The sequence below is a fragment of the Rhodococcus sp. NPDC003322 genome (assembly GCF_053589555.1).
The window spans coordinates 694,459-709,747 of sequence record NZ_JBSFSC010000001.1; the positions used below are offsets into that span (position 1 = coordinate 694,459).

General features: G+C 69.0%; 16 protein-coding genes. 5 read left to right on the forward strand and 11 right to left on the reverse strand.

The features are described from left to right. On the forward strand, window positions 1-1,560 hold the full coding sequence (locus ACWDUM_RS03170) for a dolichyl-phosphate-mannose--protein mannosyltransferase (protein WP_450132862.1): 1,560 nt from the start codon (window positions 1-3) through the stop codon (window positions 1,558-1,560). Between the two features lie 61 nt (window positions 1,561-1,621). Here ACWDUM_RS03170 and ACWDUM_RS03175 read toward each other — a convergent pair whose 3' ends face one another. The 4 genes from ACWDUM_RS03175 to ACWDUM_RS03190 form a co-directional block, all read right to left on the reverse strand. Next, a complete protein-coding gene (locus tag ACWDUM_RS03175) occupies window positions 1,622-2,050 on the reverse strand; it encodes a DoxX family protein (protein ID WP_450132863.1) in 429 nt (142 codons plus the stop codon). A gap of 69 nt (window positions 2,051-2,119) precedes the next feature. Next, a complete protein-coding gene (locus ACWDUM_RS03180) occupies window positions 2,120-2,509 on the reverse strand; it encodes a DUF2784 domain-containing protein (protein WP_450113382.1) in 390 nt (129 codons plus the stop codon). Window positions 2,510-2,553: 44 nt separating this feature from the next. Further along, window positions 2,554-2,913: a GntR family transcriptional regulator gene (locus ACWDUM_RS03185; RefSeq protein ID WP_450113239.1), complete on the reverse strand. Its 360-nt coding sequence runs from the start codon at window positions 2,911-2,913 to the stop codon at window positions 2,554-2,556. Between the two features lie 45 nt (window positions 2,914-2,958). Then, window positions 2,959-3,396: a nuclear transport factor 2 family protein gene (locus ACWDUM_RS03190; protein WP_450113240.1), complete on the reverse strand. Its 438-nt coding sequence runs from the start codon at window positions 3,394-3,396 to the stop codon at window positions 2,959-2,961. A gap of 67 nt (window positions 3,397-3,463) precedes the next feature. Between ACWDUM_RS03190 and arsC the strand changes: the two genes are divergently transcribed. Next, window positions 3,464-3,838 (forward strand): arsenate reductase (glutaredoxin), encoded by a 375-nt coding sequence (gene arsC, locus ACWDUM_RS03195; RefSeq protein WP_450113241.1) that lies wholly within the window; start codon window positions 3,464-3,466, stop codon window positions 3,836-3,838. A 55-nt stretch (window positions 3,839-3,893) separates the two neighbouring features. On the opposite strand, the gene ACWDUM_RS03200 is transcribed toward arsC, so the two are convergent. From ACWDUM_RS03200 to ACWDUM_RS03210, 3 genes are all read right to left on the reverse strand, one after another. Further along, entirely contained in the window at window positions 3,894-5,111 is a 1,218-nt protein-coding gene (locus tag ACWDUM_RS03200) for an arginine deiminase (protein WP_450113242.1), read from the reverse strand. A gap of 88 nt (window positions 5,112-5,199) precedes the next feature. Then, entirely contained in the window at window positions 5,200-5,823 is a 624-nt protein-coding gene (locus ACWDUM_RS03205; RefSeq protein WP_450113243.1) for a response regulator, read from the reverse strand. A gap of 90 nt (window positions 5,824-5,913) precedes the next feature. Beyond that, window positions 5,914-7,140: a sensor histidine kinase gene (locus ACWDUM_RS03210; protein WP_450132864.1), complete on the reverse strand. Its 1,227-nt coding sequence runs from the start codon at window positions 7,138-7,140 to the stop codon at window positions 5,914-5,916. 128 nt (window positions 7,141-7,268) lie between these two features. On the opposite strand from ACWDUM_RS03210, the gene ACWDUM_RS03215 reads away from it, so the two are divergent. Together ACWDUM_RS03215 and ACWDUM_RS03220 are read left to right on the forward strand one after the other, a co-directional pair. Then, a complete protein-coding gene (locus ACWDUM_RS03215; RefSeq protein ID WP_450113245.1) occupies window positions 7,269-8,336 on the forward strand; it encodes an ABC transporter permease in 1,068 nt (355 codons plus the stop codon). 24 nt (window positions 8,337-8,360) lie between these two features. Then, window positions 8,361-9,056, forward strand: coding sequence for an ABC transporter ATP-binding protein (locus ACWDUM_RS03220; protein ID WP_450132865.1), 696 nt, complete (start codon window positions 8,361-8,363; stop codon window positions 9,054-9,056). A gap of 62 nt (window positions 9,057-9,118) precedes the next feature. Here the strand turns inward: ACWDUM_RS03220 and ACWDUM_RS03225 are convergent, their stop codons facing one another. From ACWDUM_RS03225 to ACWDUM_RS03235, 3 genes are all read right to left on the reverse strand, one after another. Continuing rightward, complete coding sequence (locus ACWDUM_RS03225) at window positions 9,119-10,516, reverse strand: Ig-like domain-containing protein (RefSeq protein ID WP_450132866.1); 1,398 nt, start codon at window positions 10,514-10,516, stop codon at window positions 9,119-9,121. A gap of 229 nt (window positions 10,517-10,745) precedes the next feature. Next, window positions 10,746-11,582 (reverse strand): SDR family oxidoreductase, encoded by an 837-nt coding sequence (locus ACWDUM_RS03230; protein ID WP_450113248.1) that lies wholly within the window; start codon window positions 11,580-11,582, stop codon window positions 10,746-10,748. Between the two features lie 105 nt (window positions 11,583-11,687). Then, a complete protein-coding gene (locus ACWDUM_RS03235; RefSeq protein WP_450113249.1) occupies window positions 11,688-11,843 on the reverse strand; it encodes a hypothetical protein in 156 nt (51 codons plus the stop codon). Between the two features lie 134 nt (window positions 11,844-11,977). On the opposite strand from ACWDUM_RS03235, the gene ACWDUM_RS03240 reads away from it, so the two are divergent. Beyond that, window positions 11,978-13,747 carry an AMP-dependent synthetase/ligase gene (locus ACWDUM_RS03240; RefSeq protein WP_450113250.1) on the forward strand — a complete coding sequence of 590 codons (1,770 nt, stop codon included), beginning with the start codon at window positions 11,978-11,980 and terminating at the stop codon, window positions 13,745-13,747. Between the two features lie 64 nt (window positions 13,748-13,811). Here the strand turns inward: ACWDUM_RS03240 and ACWDUM_RS03245 are convergent, their stop codons facing one another. Then, window positions 13,812-15,245, reverse strand: a complete 1,434-nt coding sequence (locus ACWDUM_RS03245; RefSeq protein WP_450132867.1) for an Ig-like domain-containing protein — start codon at window positions 15,243-15,245, stop codon at window positions 13,812-13,814. Window positions 15,246-15,289: the final 44 nt, after the last annotated feature.

Genomic DNA, 15,289 nt, shown 5'->3' on the forward strand with positions numbered 1-15,289 from the left:
GTGACCCAGTTGACCGACGAGCGCGCGACGCCCCGCGTCGACCGCCGCGTCCTGGTGAGCCCCGGTCCCGCCGCACCGCTGTCGGACCCCGGCCCGACCGACCGGCTGCGCGGCTGGGTGGTCACCCTGTTCCTGACCTTCGTCGCCGCCGTCACCCGGTTCACGATGCTCGGCTACCCGACCGATGCGGGCACCCCCGTGTTCGACGAGAAGCACTACGCGCCGCAGGGCTGGCAGGTGCTGACCGGAGGCGGGCTCGAGGACAACCCCGGCTACGGCCTGGTGGTTCATCCGCCGGTCGGCAAGCAGATGATCGCGCTCGGTGAGGCGATCTTCGGATACAACGGGTGGGGCTGGCGGTTCGCGGCCGCGGTCGCGGGCACGGTGATGGTGCTGCTGGTGATCCGGATCGTCCGCCGGATGACCCGGTCCACCCTGGTCGGCGCGATCGCGGGAATCCTGCTGATCGCAGACGGCGTCACCTTCGTCTCCTCCCGGATCGGGATGCTCGACATCTTCATGGCGCTGTTCGTGGTGGCCGCGTTCGGCTGCCTGATCGTCGACCGCGATCAGGTGCGGGCCCGGATGGCGACCGTGTTCGCCGAAGGCCGGATCGCGGACTCGGTGTACGGGCCGCGGCTCGGTGTGCGGTGGTGGCGGTTCGGTGCGGGCATCCTGCTCGGCCTGGCCTGCGGGACCAAGTGGTCGGGCGTGTACTTCATCGCGTTCTTCGGTCTGATGTGCGTGGCCTTCGACGTCGCCGCCCGGCGGTACCACGGGGTGCGGCGCCCCTGGGTCGGCACCGCCCTCCGTGACATCGGACCGTCGCTGTACGCGCTGGTGCTGGTGCCGATCGGGGTGTATCTGGCGTCGTACTGGGCGTGGTTCGCATCGGAGACCGGAGTGAATCGGCACGCGGTCGGCGACCAGATCGGGTTCGGCGGATCCTTCTCGTTCGTGCCGGGCGCGCTGCGCTCGCTCTGGTACTACAGCGCCAACGTGCTCGAGTTTCACGGGAACCTGACGAACTCCGCGGGCAATCACCATCCGTGGGAGTCGAAGCCGTGGACGTGGCCCATGGGGCTGCGGCCGATGCTCTACTACTTCGCCGAGGGCGATCACGTGTCCGGCTGCGGCGCTGCGAGCTGCGTCAAGGCGGTGATGCTGATCGGCACGCCTGCGATGTGGTGGCTGGCGCTGCCGATGCTGGGGTGGGCGCTGTGGCGCACCGTGGCCGGACGGGACTGGCGGTATGCGGCTGTTCTCGTCGGCTACGCCGCCGGCTGGCTGCCGTGGTTCGTGACGATGGATCGTCAGATGTACTACTTCTACGCGGTCGCGCTGGCGCCGTTCCTGGTGATGGGCCTGGCGCTGGTGTGCGGCGAGGTGATCGGCACGGCCCGAGCCGCAGCCGAACGTCGCGGCACAGGCCTGCTCGCCGTCGCGCTGTATCTGGGCCTGGTGGTGGCGAACTTCGTGTGGCTGTGGCCGATCCTGACGGCCGTGCCGATCACCCCGGAGATGTGGCAGCAGCAGCTCTGGCTGCCGAGCTGGCGCTGATCCCGGTCACGCGCGGGCGGGTTCGGCCGGGGCCGGAACCGCCCGCGCGGGTGAGTGCGTGCTAGACCTTCACCTTCGCCTGCCGTGCGCCGCCGATCAGGGCGTCGACGCTGAACCGACCGGCACCGATCGCCGCGATCAGCAGCGAGGAGACGCCGAGGGCGAGGACCAGCTCGTAGCCTCCTTCGGAGACGAAGATGCCGTTGCCGGTATGCGTGATGAAGAACGCACCGAGCATGTCGAGAAACAGCAGGATGCCGACGATCGGTGTGGCGATGCCCGCAATGAGTGCGAAGCCGCCCACCAGCTCGATCGTCGCCGCGAGGATCGCGGACAGGTTGTGCAGGGGCGCACCCATCTGCTCGAACGACGCCTGGACACCGCTGATGCCGTAGGTGAAGAACTTCTGCCAGCCGTGCGCGACGAAGATCACGCCGATCCCGAGTCGGGCAACGAGAAGGGCGAGGTCGCGGAGTGCGCTGGATTTCATGTCGTGGTCCTTTGCGAGGTACGGCGCGGGTTCCCACGGTGGGAACGGAACGCACCAACTGTGGCACGACTAAGTTGAAGCGTCAACTATCGCCGACCGCGCGTTCCGACGTCGGACGTGGCGCGGGTATCCGGCCCACGAGAGCGCAACCACCGCGACGACCAGGAGCCGCACCAGGTTCACCGCGTCGGCCGGATAGAGCACACCGGTGATGTAGTGCGCGATGAAACCCGACGAGGGCAGCGGCGGTCGGCCGTCGGCGATCCGCGCCCAGTTCTCGACCGCCGTCAGCGGACACTCGTAGCCGACCAGCACCGAACCCGCTCCCCACACGACCGCGACGACGTGCAGCACGATCGTCCGCGGCCACCGCCAGGCCAGGAAGCCACCGAACACCAGGTACCCGATGAATGCGAAGTGCACGACGACGCTGAGCACCTCGATCGCGCGGTAGAACATCACCACCTCCGCGGGCACACCCCCACGGTTCGAGAGTAGGCCCCTCAGGCCCCGCGAATCGCGGCTTCGACCAGTGCCCGAACCACGTCGTCGGACAGTCCGAGACCGCGCACCGTCGCGACGTACTCGGTCGCCGCGCGTTCGGCCAGTCCGGTCGACGCGTCGCCCATCGACGCGACGAACGACCCGAGCCTGCCCCTCGTCTCGATCGCCCCCATCGACTCGAGTTCCCGGTACGCCTTGGCGACCGTGTTGGCGGCCAGCCCCAACTGCTCGGCCAGGGCCCGCACGGTCGGCAACTTCGTGCCTGCGATAAGCCGACCGTCACGCACCTGTTCGAGAATCTGCAGCCTGAGCTGTTCGAACGGGGCCGTCGCCGCAGTCGGATCGATGTCGATGCGCATGTCGCGAGGCTAACCCGCCGAGAGCCTGCACGTGCGCAAAGAAACTCACTGCGCGAACGCGTCCTCGGCCCGGTCGAACCAGGCCCCGTCCTCTACGAGCCGGACACTCCGCCAGCCGTTCGGGGTTCGGACCAACTCGTGGTGGTACCAGCCCCCGCAGAAGAACTGCTTTCCGGGCGTCACGATCATCGGGTTGTAGAACATCGCACTGACCTCCGCGGTCCCGGTGACGGCGTCGAAACGTCGGATGTCGACGTTCGTGACGTAGTGCTGGGTGCGGGTGAAGAGCGCGAGCATCGGCTCCAGCTGGGTGATGACCGTCTCGCGGTCCCCCGTCGGCCCACCGGACGTGCTGTAGTCGATGTGTGCGTCCGCGGCGAACACGGTGCGGTAGAGATCCCAGTCCCTGCTGTCGACGGCACGGGCGTACCGGGTCAACAGATCATGGGCCTCGATCCAGAAATGCAGGTACGCGGTATCCATCGGGCCATGAAACCGCACCGAGGCCGCCTCCGTCCGGCGTTCCGGCCGAGCGGGCACAATGTGGTTCATGGCAACGACTTCCGCAACCAGTTCTCCGGCAAGCAGGGCGACGATCTACCACAACCAGCGCTGCAGCACCTCCCGCAAGGTGCTGGCACTGATCGAGGAGGCGGGCATCGTCCCGACCGTCGTCAAGTACCTCGAGACCCCGCCGTCGCGGGACGGCCTGCGCAAGCTCCTCGACGACGCCGGCCTGCACCCGAGCGAGGCCATCCGCAAGAAGGAGGCAGTCTTCAAGGAACTCGGGCTCGCCGACGCGAGTGAGGACGAACTGCTCGACGCGATGGTGGAGAACCCGATCCTGATCGAACGCCCCCTCGTCGTCACCGACCGCGGGACGGTCCTCGCCCGCCCCGTCGAGAAGGTCACCACGATCCTCTAGGGCGTGTCTCCTGATCCCTCTCGGATGAGCCGGAATGGGGATTGGGTGACCTGCGCTAGGACGCGCCCGGGTCCCGGAGGATCGGGCAGGACATGCAGCGGGGTCCACCGCGACCGGAACCGAGTTCGGAACCGGCAATACGCAGGACCTCGATGCCGGACGCCTCGAGCCGGGCGTTGGTCTCGACGTTGCGTTCGTACGCGACCACGACGCCCGGTGCGAGCGCAAGGGTGTTGTTCCCGTCGTCCCACTGCTCGCGTTCGGCGGTGACGTGGTCAAGGCCGGTGTCGATGACGCGGAGCTTGTCGATTCCCATCGCCGCGGCCGCCGCGTCGATGAACGGCTCGGCACCGCGGATCGACACACCACCATCCTCGTGGCGCAGCGTGAACGCGGACAGGGTGTGCGCGGCCGCCGGGTACATCACCACGGCGTCGACATCGACCATCGTGCACACGGTGTCCAGGTGCATCGACGCGCGCCGCTGCTCGATCGGCACGACGAGCACGGTGTGTGCGAGACCGTCTTCGAAGACGCTGCGCGCCAACGCCTCCGCACCGGCGGGGGTGGTCCGCTCCCCCACCCCGACGGCGATCACCCCGGGCGCGAGCAGCAGCACGTCGCCGCCCTCCACCGGCGCGGTGTGCGACTCGTACGCACGGCGCACCCCGCGGAACCGGGGATGGTGGGCGTAGATCAGGTCGGTCAGCGACGCCTCGCGCACCCGCGCGGGCAGCGCCAGCGAGGTGATCGCCACCCGGTCCCCGATCCAGAACGACGAGTCGCGGGTGAACAGCAGGTTGGGCAGCGGTTCGATGACGAAGTCCCCACCGTGGTGCATCCGGCGCACCAGCGAGGGGCCACCCGGCCCGATGGGCAGCTCGTCGAATGTCATCCCGGCGGTCAGGACGGTGGCGAGCGCGGCCGGGTCGACGGTGCGCAGGTAGGCCGAAAGCTCCTGGGCGAGGGTGTGTCCGAGCCGACGCGGATCGACAGCGGCCGCGATGCCCTGGATGCGGGCCGCGCCGCTGACCGTGAGCGCCTCGGTCAGCACCTGTGAGAGCAGCAGCACCTCCACCCCGCGCGAGCGCAGCAGGTCGGCGAACGCATCGTGTTCGTCCTGGGCACGATCGACCCATGGCAGCCCGTCGAAGAGCAGTTGGTCGTTGTTGCGCGGAGTCAGCCGCTTGAGCTCGTCGCCGGGCCTGTGCAGCAGCACGGTACGCAGCCGCCCCACCTCGGAATCGACCCTCGGAGACTCGTGCTCGCTCATGGTTAAACGGTAGTCCCCACCCTGGCGGGCCGCTAACTACGGCCGCGGCGGGCCGCGAATCACGGCCGCGGCGGGCCCGCGTTGGCCCTCAGCCGATCAGGCCGCGTTCGCGTGCCACCGCCACCGCAGCGGTGCGGCTGTCCACGCCCAGCTTCGAGAACACGTGCACGAGGTGTGATTTCACGGTCGCCTCGGTGACGAACAGTTCTTTGGCGATGGCGCGGTTGGACAGACCCCGGGCGACGAGTCCGACGATCTCCGTCTCGCGCGCACTCAACTCCACTCGGGGAGAGCTGATCCGGCGGTAGAGACGTTGTGCGACAGCCGGGTTGAGGACCGTCTCACCTCGCGCCGCCGCGCGCACCGCGTCGACCAGCACCTGCGGGTCGCTGTCCTTGAGCAGATACCCCGACGCCCCCGCCTCCACCGCGCGCAGGATGTCGGCGTCGGTGTCGTAGGTGGTGAGCACGACCACCCGGGGCGGGTCGGGGTCCGCGAGGAGCGCCTCGGTGACCTGCGCGCCGTCTGCGCCTTCCCCGAGACGCAGGTCCATGAGCACCACGTCGGGCCGCCGGGCCCGGACCACCGCCAGCGCTTCCTCGCCGGAGGCCGCCTCACCGACCACCTCGAGTCCGTCCTGGGAGGCCAGCAGTGCACGCAGTCCGGCCCGGACGACGGGATGATCGTCCACCAACACGACCGTCAGTGTCATGACGCGGCCCACCGCGGTGTCATGACGCGGCCCACCGCGGTGTCATGACGCGACCCACCGCGGGCGTCATGACGCGACCCACCGCGGGCATCATGACGGCACCGGAAGCGTTGCGGCCAAGGCCGTCCCGTCACCGATGGCGGACTCGACCACCAACGACCCACCGAGTGAGTCGAGACGGTCCCGCATCGCCTGCAGGCCGAACGTGCCGGGAGCGGGCCCGGCGGCCGGGTCGAACCCGACGCCGTCGTCGACGACGTCGAGACGCACCTCGTCGGGGGCGTACGTCAGCGTTAACCGCACGTGCCGCGCCCGCGCATGCAGTCGCACGTTCGACAGCGCACTCTGTGCGACGCGCAGCAGTGCGACGTCGTACTCCATCGGCAGCACCGTCGGGTCGCCGTCGACGACGAACTCACCGTCGATGCCGGTGTGCTCGCGCAGTTGTCCGACCAGACGACCGAGCGCGGACGCGAGCGAGGCGTCCTCCAACGCGGACGGCGTCAGCGCCCCGACCACCCGTCGCGCCTCGACCAGGTTGTCCTGCGCGGTGTCCGCGATCTGCTCGAGTGCCGCGACCGGGTCCGGCCCACGCTGACCCGCGCGGGCGAGCAGGACTATCGACGAAAACCCCTGCGCGAGAGTGTCGTGGATGTCGCGGGCAAGTCGCGCCCGCTCGGCGACCGCGCCGGCCTCACGCTGAACGGACGCGAGTTCGTCCTGGGCGCTGAGCAATTCGTTGTGCGAGCGGGTGAGTTCGTCGTACAACCGGTGTCGCTGCTGGGCATCGCGGACCAACTGCTTGTACACCAGCGCCATGCCTGCGGCCGCGCCGGCACCGAAGATCGGCCCCAGGATCGATGCGACCGTGTTGGCGGTGCCGTGCCACAGGATCGTCGTGATCGCCATCGCGGTGATCACCACCGTCGCAGTCAGTGCCGCGACCGTCGACAACAGGTGAAAACACAGGAAGAACAGCGGGAACGCCACCCACGCGAAGTCCGGATTCAGCACGGCCAGCCCCAGCCATCCTGCAACGAGGATCGCGAGCCACACTGCCCCGTACCCGCCCCGGCCGGTGGCCGCGGACCTGCGGGCGAACCAGACACCCGTCACATACCAGAGGAGTACCAGGACGGCGAGGGCAACTGCCGGAACGGGATTCGGGTCGTCGACGACAGCGCGAGCGACCCCGACGGCCAGCAGCAGCACGAACAGTGCGTGCGCGCCGAGCGCCATGACGCGCAGCACCGATGCCGGGCCGCGCTCGTGGAGCACCGAGGCCGAGCCCCGATCACGAGGCACAGGGAGTTGCATTTCGTCCACGCTAACACCGCCCCGGGCCGCTGGGCGGCAGGAGCCGCCGGATTCCAACTTTCGATTGAGCACGAAACTCAACCGTTGCGCGATGCCGGCACCCGCCCTCGGCGACGACGCTGGAAGCCATGTTCCTCAGTATTCGTGACCTCAGGTTCGCCAAGGGCCGCTTCGCCTTGATGAGCGCGGTTCTGTTCCTCATCTCGCTGATGGTGGTGATGCTGTCGGGACTGACCGCGGGCCTGGGCAACCAGTCCATCGCCGCGGTGCAGAACATGGGCGCGGACCACTTCGCTTTCGGGGAGCCCGCCGAGGGGCAGCCACTGTCGTTCTCCGATTCCCGGGTGACCGCGGCTGAGCGCGACGCCGCAGCTGCACGTCCCGGCGTCGACGACGCCGCGATCGTCGGTATCGCCCCGACCCGCATGACGGTCGACGGCCGCGATGTCAGCGCCAGCGCGTTCGGTGTCGACGGGTCCTCGTTCGCCGCACCCGTTCCGCTCACCGCGGGCACGATCGCGGTCGACCGGGCGTTCGCCGACGACAACGGCTGGTCGGTCGGGCAGCGCGTCGAGGCGGGCGGGCGCCCCTTCACCGTCACGGCACTGGTCGACGACTCCTACTACAGCCACCAGCCCGTGGCCTGGTTCGACCGCGACGACTGGCTGGCGCTGCCGACCGCCGGTGGCAGCGAGGGCACCGTCCTCGCGCTGCGGACCTCCGGCGGGTTCGACGCCGCGGCCACCGCAGCGGCCACCGGAACCGTGATCACCGACGTGGACGGTGCGTTCGACGCGATCGGCGGCTACAGCTCGGAGCACGGGTCGCTGCTGTTGATGCAGACCATGCTGCTGGCCGTCAGCGCCCTCGTTGTCGGTGCCTTCTTCACGATCTGGACCATCCAGCGCGCTCAGGACATCGCGGTTCTCAAGGCCGTCGGCGCCTCGACCGGTTACCTCCTGCGCGACGCGCTGGGGCAGGGCCTGGTGGTGCTGGTCCTCGGCGCCGGACTCGGTACCGCCGCCGCCGTCGGATTGGGAACCCTTGCCGCCCAGGCAGTCCCGTTCACGCTGACGGTCACCGGTACCCTGCTGCCATTCCTCGCCCTGATCGCTCTGGGCACCCTCGGCGCCACCGCAGCCCTGGTCCGCATCGTCTCGGTCGACCCCCTCACCGCGCTCGGCGCGGCCCGCTGACACACTCGAAGGAAGGAACCCTCGATGAGCATCTCGCTCAGCAACACCGTCCTGACCTACCCCGACGGGGAGACCAGACTGCGCGCCCTCGACGACGTCTCCTTCGCGGTCGACCGCGGACAACTGGTCGCAGTGACCGGCCCGTCGGGGTCCGGCAAGTCGAGCCTGCTCGCAGTTGCCGGGCTGTTGATCACCCCCGACTCGGGCACCGTCAGCATCGACGGCGTCGACGTCACCGGGCTCGGCCGGTCCGAACGCACGACGGTGCGCCGCGAACGACTCGGGTTCGTGTTCCAGCAGTCCAATCTGCTCGCCTCGCTGACCGCGACGGAGCAGCTGCTGATGATGACCCACCTGAGCGGAGGCCGGGTCCGGCGCGAGCGGGACCGTGCCCGGGACCTGCTGACCACCCTCGGGCTCGGCGGGCACCTCGACAAGCGGCCGCACCAGCTCTCGGGCGGCCAGCGGCAGCGAGTGGCGATCGCCCGCAGTCTGATGAACGACCCGTCCGTACTGCTCGTCGACGAGCCGACCTCCGCGTTGGACGAGGCCAGGAGCCGGGAGATCGTCGGATTGCTGGCATCCCTTGCCCGCGAGCGGGGCGTCGCGGTCGTGATGGTCACCCACGACCTCGGACAGCTGGACCTGGTCGACGATGTGTACGAGATGCACAGCGGGGCGCTGACACTCGGCGCCCGTCCCACGACCGCAGCCGCCTGAACGCACTCCCGCCCCGCCCCGGAGGTTCCGGGGCGGGGCGGGGGTGTGCGGTCGATGATGCGCTACGAAGCGAAGAGACTGTTCAGGTCCAGGCTGCCGCCGCCGGTGCTGGGCACCGGCTCGTCGGTGACGGTGATCGTCGTCGTGCTCTCGGAACTGAGGTAGCCGGGGGCACCGCTGTAGACGGCTCGGATGTCGTACGTCCCGCTCTGGCTGAACATGTAGCTCTGCTGCGCTTGCCCGTCGGACAGGTTCGCCGGGTTGCCGAGCGGCTCGGTACCGCTGAAGTACTGCACGGTCCCCGCGGTGGGCTTCGGCGTGACGCTCGAGCGCAGGAAGAGGTAGTGACCCTTCTGCGCCTGCGCCGGGATGTTCAGGGTGAGAGTCGTCGCGACATCGGTGGCGCCAGGGGCGGTGACGGTGATGGTCTGCGCCGCCGAGGTCGAACCGGTGAATCCGGGGGCGCCGGAGAACACCGCGACGATGGACTTGGCACCGGTGACGTTGAAGTTCTGCACGATGCCGGCAGTGCCGTCGGCACCGACGTCGGCGGTGCCGAGCACCGTCATGCCGTTCTTGAACGTGACCGTGCCCGCGCCCGGGAAGGGCGAGACCTGCGCCTGGAGTGCCACATCGGTGTTGATCAGCGACGTGGTCGGGATGATCAACGTGGTCTGGGTGCTCTGGTCGCCCGCCTCGATGGCGATGGACTGCGCCGGCGAGACCGACTCGAGCGCGTAGCCGGTGGCCAGGAACTTCGCGGTGATGTCGAAAGTGCCCGCGTCGGTGTTGGACGGCGTCCAGTCGAAGGTCGCGACGCCGCCGTTGAGCGTGCCGGTCCCGACCTCGTCGGTACCCTTGTAGAACTTGACCAGGTCGCCGTTGCGGCCGCCGAGAACGTTCGCGGTCAGCGTCGACTTCACGCCGCCCTTCAGTGCGCCGACCGGCTTCAGTTCGGTGGTGGTGACGTTCTTCGTGACCGTGTATGCCGGGCCCTGGTTGCGGTATTCGCCGGATGCCGTGGTGCCGCCGTAGGCGACGCCGGTGTTCTGGGCGACCTCGCGGGTGCAGTTCTCACCGACGGTGTACTGGAACTCGAAGGTCTGCGCGGTGGTGGCGTCCCACGAGCCGGAGACCCTGACGGTGCCGGCGCCGAGGCTCGACACCGCAACCGGAAGTCCGTTGACCTTGGCCGAGTCGTTCTTGTAGTTCAGGCAGGTCGGCCGGACGTCCTCGACCCAGTTGACGGTGTTCCCGGCGCCGGTGATCGTCGTGGTCGCGGTGACCACCTCGCCCTCACCCGGCGTCGCGTTGCTCACGGTGCGACCGAAGCTCACCGCGCCGTCCGACCACGTCACGGTGGCGGGGTCGGCTCCCGCCGCTCCCGCTCCCATCGTCACCGCGAATCCGGCGGCCACGGCCAGCGCGCTCGCTGTCGCGATCGCACGGCGTCCAGACATCCCCGACATGTCATTCCTTCCGAACCGGTGGGCGACCCAGATGAGCCCCCGACTGTGGCAAACGGAGCCCGACGTCCACCGCGTGAATGGACGAAATGCTCCGAAATCGGGGAGCAGTAGATCACGGTTCGATCACCGGCGACGGTGGATTCGACAAAGTTGGTCGGACGTCCACCCCAGACCGATCACGGCCAAGCAGACTTTTCGGTCTGCTCAAGATCGCCGCAGGCTAACGCAGGAATTTGCCGAACTGGTCGTTGGCGAACTGCATGACGAACTCGTACGGCGGGGCGAACTTGCGTGCCCACCAGTAGCCGAAGCGGACGTCAGCCGACGTGTACACCAGGAAACGGTTTTTCTCGATCCCCCGCACGATGCACCGGGCGACCTTCTCCGGCGACGCCGCCCGCTTCTCGAACCGGTGCACCGCCTTGCGCACCCGCGGGTCGTCCCGGTCCACACCCGCGATCTCGACGGTCCCGACCAACGGTGTCTGCACCGCTCCGGGGACGACCAGGGACACCCCGATCCCGTGCCGCTTCAGGTCGAAACGCAGCACCTCCGACACCCCGCGCAGACCGAACTTGCTGGCGCTGTAGGCGGCGTGCCACGGCAGCGCAAGCAGCCCCGCCGCCGAGGAGACGTTGACGAGGTGACCGCCGCGACCGGCTCGGACCATCGGGGGGACGAAGTTCTCGATGACGTGGATCGGCCCCATCAGGTTCACGTCGACCATCGACTTCCAGTGCCGGTGTTCGAGATTCTCCACGGTGCCCCAGGCGGAGATGCCCGCAACATTCATCACGACATCCAGGGCACCGTGCTCGGCGTCGACCTGCTTCGCCCACTCGGTGACGGCCTCGTAGTCGGACACGTCGAGCGCACGCGAGTCGGCCACCACGCCGCCTCGGTCGGTGACCAGCGCAACCGTCTCGGACAATCCGGACTCGTTGATGTCGGTGAGGAACAGATGGGCGCCTTCGGCTGCACAGGCCAGCGCCGTCGCACGACCGATGCCGCTGCCCGCCCCGGTGATGAGGCACTTCTTGCCGCCGAGATCCTTCACGCTGCCCCCTGCCGTCCGGACGATCCGAGTGGGGCGGATTCTACGTGGACGGCGCTACGAGCAGCACGATACGAGCGGCCGAGGCCGCCGCTCGCCGCAGCGCTCTCAAGACCGGGTCGCCATCTCCTCCTGGTAGCCGCGGATCGTCCGTTCGAGTTCCTCGGCCGTGGCCGGGTCGTCGTGACCGCGGGCGTAGTCGGCGCGATCCCGCAACATCCGGATCGCCCTGCGCAGTTCGTCGTCCGACATCCTGTGATCCATGTCACCCAGTGTGCCCCGTTTCCCGGCACCGGCCAACAACCCGGAACAGCAGACCGCGCAGCGTTATCCTGAGAGGTGACGTGGGTCACAAGTCCGTCCGGGTTCGCCGGCGCGCGATCTAAGGAGGATCCACCATGAGCCTCGACACCCTCTGCGCGGCGTTCCAGGACACGGCCGCCCGGCACCCCGACAAGGTGGCACTGCGCACGCCCGACGACGAGGTGGCGATCACCTGGCACCAGTACTCCGAGAGAGTCCGCGCCATCGCCGCCGGCCTCGCGAAGCTGGGTGTCCGCCACGGCGACACGGTTGGCCTGATGATGACCAACCGACCCGAGTTCCACCTGGTCGACACCGCCACTCTGCACGCGGGCGGCACCCCCTTCTCGGTCTACAACACCCTCGCCGCCGAGCAGCTGACCTACGTGCTCACCAACGCGGGCAACCGGGTCATGGTGTGCGAAAGACAGTTCCTGCCGGTGCTCCGCGAGGCCGTGCCGGGAACCGCGGTCGAGCACATCGTCTGCGTCGACGACGCCCCCGACGGCACTGTCGGACTCTCGGAGCTCGAGGCGAACCCCGACCCGGACTTCGACTTCGAGGCCAGCTGGCGCGCGGTCCGCCCCGACGACCTGATCACCATCATCTACACCTCCGGCACCACCGGGCCACCGAAGGGCGTGGAGCTCACCCACGCGAATGCCGTCGCGCTCCGCGACGCGATCGCCGATGTGGCCTATGTGACCTCGGACGACCGGGTGCTGTCCTACCTGCCCGACGCCCACATCGGCAATCGCGGAGCGGCCCACTACCTCCCGATCTTCTTCGCGGAGGAGGTGACCACCCTTGCCGATCCGAAACAGATCGTGACGACGCTGCCGAAGGTGCGCCCCACGATCTTCTTCGGGGTCCCGCAGGTCTGGTACAAGGTCAAGGCCGGAGTCGAGGCCGCGCTCGACGCCGAGCCCAGCTCGGCCAGGCGGCGACTGGCAACGTGGGCGTTGGACGTCGGCAGGCGCACCGCCCGCATGCGGTCCGCAGGCACCCCGATCCCCCACCGATTGGAGCTGCAGCACGCGGCCGCAGATCGGCTGGTACTCGCCCCGATCCGGCGAAGGCTCGGCATGGACGAGGCGCGATTCGCCGTCTCCGGGGCCGCGCCGATCTCGCCCGATGTCCTGACATTCATTCTCGGACTCGGCATTCCGTGCTACGAGCTGTGGGGGATGTCGGAAACCACGGCGATGGGGGCCGCGAACCGGCCCGGCTCGATCAGGATCGGGACCGTGGGCGAGGCGGTGACGGGCGTGACCCTGAAACTGGCCGACGACGGCGAGCTCCTGGTGTCCGGGCCGACCGTGATGCGCGGGTACCGCGGCGAACCGGAGAAGACCGCCGAGGCCCTCGATGCCGACGGCTGGCTGCACACCGGCGACATCGCAACCATCGACGCCGACGGTTACGTCACGATCGTCGACCGGAAGAAGGAGCTGCTCGTCACCACCGGAGGGAAGAACGTGTCACCCGCGGCGATCGAGGACGCACTGCACGCGGCGAGCCCTCTGATCGCCGGAGCAGTCGCCATCGGCAACGAACGGCCGTATGTGACCGCGCTGCTCACCCTCGACCCCGAGATGGCGGCGGCGTTCGCGATCCGCACCGGGGGCACCGACGACTCGCCGAGCGCGCTCGCCGAGGACCCGGAGGTGCGCGCCGAGATCGCGCGCGCCGTCGAGGCCGCCAACACCCATCTGTCGCACGTCGAACAGGTCAAGAAATGGGCCCTGCTGCCCGACGTCTGGGAGCCGGGGGGCGATGAGTTGACTCCCACGATGAAGTTGCGGCGCAAGCCGATCGACGCGAAGTACGCCCGGCAGATCGAGGACCTCTACACGGCGCACTGACCCTCCCCGGACAGCACGGATCCCCGCCACCGCGAACGGTGACGGGGATCCGAGTTTCAGCGGACTAGCTGGAACCGAACAGCGAACCCAGGCTGCCGGAGCCGCCGTCACCGCCGTCGCCACCACCGTTGCCTGCCGCGACCTGCACGGACTCCGAGTCGGCGGAGGCGTTCACGTTGCCCGCCCCCGAGTATTCGGCCTTGATCACGCGCTGGCCGGCGGTCGCCGGGGTCCACGACAGGCTGGCGGCGCCATTTGCGTCGACCTGCGCGGTCCCGATCACGGTGTCGCCGTCCTTGAAGGTGACGGTGCCGCCCGCATTGCCCGGGGTGACCTGCGCGGAGAGCATGTTCGCCACGCCGACCTGCGGGTTCGCACCGACCGCGAGGGCGGTGCTGGACGAGACGTTGCCCGCCGGCGCCTGCGCGACGTCGACGGTCGCGTTCGCGGCCGACCCGGTCACGCCGGTTCGGCCCGAGAAGGTCGCACTGATCGCGTGGCTGCCCGCGGTCGACGGCACCCAGGTGTAGGCGGCCTCGCCGTTCGCGGCAACCGGGACCTCGGCGAGGGTGGCACCGCCGTCCTTGAACACCACGGTGCCACCCGCGGCGGCCGGGGTGACCGTCGCCTTCAGCACACTCGGGCTACCCACCTGTGCGCCGGTGACCGCGGCCAGAGCCGTCGACGACGCGACGTCGGAGTCGGAGACCTGCACGCTCTGCGCGGCCGACTCCGAGGCGTCCGCCTTCGCGGTGGCCGGGAACTTCGCGACGAGGGAGTGCGAGCCCCGGTTGCCCGGAGTCCAGTTGTAGGTCGCGACACCGTTGTTCAACGTGCCGGTACCGACCTTGGTACCGCCGTCGTAGAACTCGACGGTGTCACCGTTCGCCGCACCGGTCACCGACGCCGACAGGCTCACCGCCTGACCGACCTGCGCCCCCGACACCGCCGCCAACGTGGTCGTGGAGACATTCTTACGGACCGTGATCGCCGGCCCCTTGTCCTGGTAGACACCCTCACCGAGGCTGCCCGCATAGTGCATCGTCGTCATCAACGGCACGCCGCGCGCGCAGTCCGGCCCGACCTTGTACGAGAACTCGAACGTGTGCGACTTCGGATCGATGTTCGGGTACACCGTCCAGCTACCGGCAACCTTCGCGAAGTCCGCGGCCTGACTGTCCAGCGCACGCGGCGACCCATCGACCTTCGCCGAACCCTCGACATAGGTCAGGCACGTCGGGTGCACGTCCTTCACCTGATAGAGGATCTCGAGCACGGTCAACGCCTTGCGCTCGAACTTCGTCGACGACGTGATCACGTCGCCCTCAGCCGGATTCGCATCACTGATCGTCCGCGTGAAATGACTGCTGCCATCCCACCAGTCGACAGTCGCGGGCGCCGCACCCGCGGCGCCGGCACCGGCCGTCACGGCGAAGCCGGCGGCCACCGCAAACGCGCTGACCCCACCGACGACGCGGCGAATGTTCTTGTCGGACATGCTGTTCCTCTCAAGGATGAGCCGGGACGGCCCGTCTGCTCTGG

Bases quoted from the DNA above. Each gene is read 5' to 3' on its own strand.
- ACWDUM_RS03180 (WP_450113382.1), bottom strand. From the start codon at position 2,509: ATGTTCTACCGCGCGATCGAGGTGCTCAGCGTCGTCGTGCACTTCGCA.
- ACWDUM_RS03245 (WP_450132867.1), bottom strand. From the start codon at position 15,245: ATGTCCGACAAGAACATTCGCCGCGTCGTCGGTGGGGTCAGCGCGTTT.
- ACWDUM_RS03235 (WP_450113249.1), bottom strand. From the start codon at position 11,843: ATGGATCACAGGATGTCGGACGACGAACTGCGCAGGGCGATCCGGATG.
- ACWDUM_RS03185 (WP_450113239.1), bottom strand. From the start codon at position 2,913: ATGCGCATCGACATCGATCCGACTGCGGCGACGGCCCCGTTCGAACAG.
- ACWDUM_RS03220 (WP_450132865.1), top strand. From the start codon at position 8,361: ATGAGCATCTCGCTCAGCAACACCGTCCTGACCTACCCCGACGGGGAG.
- ACWDUM_RS03200 (WP_450113242.1), bottom strand. From the start codon at position 5,111: ATGAGCGAGCACGAGTCTCCGAGGGTCGATTCCGAGGTGGGGCGGCTG.
- ACWDUM_RS03210 (WP_450132864.1), bottom strand. From the start codon at position 7,140: ATGCAACTCCCTGTGCCTCGTGATCGGGGCTCGGCCTCGGTGCTCCAC.
- ACWDUM_RS03225 (WP_450132866.1), bottom strand. From the start codon at position 10,516: ATGTCTGGACGCCGTGCGATCGCGACAGCGAGCGCGCTGGCCGTGGCC.
- arsC (WP_450113241.1), top strand. From the start codon at position 3,464: ATGGCAACGACTTCCGCAACCAGTTCTCCGGCAAGCAGGGCGACGATC.
- ACWDUM_RS03240 (WP_450113250.1), top strand. From the start codon at position 11,978: ATGAGCCTCGACACCCTCTGCGCGGCGTTCCAGGACACGGCCGCCCGG.
- ACWDUM_RS03205 (WP_450113243.1), bottom strand. From the start codon at position 5,823: ATGACACTGACGGTCGTGTTGGTGGACGATCATCCCGTCGTCCGGGCC.
- ACWDUM_RS03215 (WP_450113245.1), top strand. From the start codon at position 7,269: ATGTTCCTCAGTATTCGTGACCTCAGGTTCGCCAAGGGCCGCTTCGCC.
- ACWDUM_RS03175 (WP_450132863.1), bottom strand. From the start codon at position 2,050: ATGAAATCCAGCGCACTCCGCGACCTCGCCCTTCTCGTTGCCCGACTC.
- ACWDUM_RS03190 (WP_450113240.1), bottom strand. From the start codon at position 3,396: ATGGATACCGCGTACCTGCATTTCTGGATCGAGGCCCATGATCTGTTG.